General features: G+C 44.5%; 1 rRNA gene. It reads left to right on the top strand.

The window, feature by feature from the left end:
* Positions 1 to 168: 168 nt before the first annotated feature.
* Positions 169 to 263, top strand: a 5S ribosomal RNA gene (gene rrf, locus ACEO2X_RS14505); the annotation flags it as partial.

Here is a 263-nt window from a genome sequence, read left to right as displayed (position 1 = left end):
GTATGCTCAATCGATTCAAATCCAATCAGTCAATTCAGACTGATCTTGATTTAGTTAACGCTAAACAATAAAATTCAGACCCAATACAGCCCAATCTGTTACAGATTCGGAAAACGCAGTGCATCACTATCGTGAGTAAGACCAATGCAAGTCTCCGTAAACAGTTGTGCTGGCGACCATAGCAAGAGTGAACCACCTGATCCCTTCCCGAACTCAGAAGTGAAACCTCTTCGCGCTGATGGTAGTGTGGGGTTACCCATGTG

Source organism: Acinetobacter sp. AL9 (assembly GCF_041464035.1).
Lineage (GTDB): Bacteria > Pseudomonadota > Gammaproteobacteria > Pseudomonadales > Moraxellaceae > Acinetobacter > Acinetobacter towneri.
This window is presented reverse-complemented; position numbering and strand designations above follow the sequence as displayed.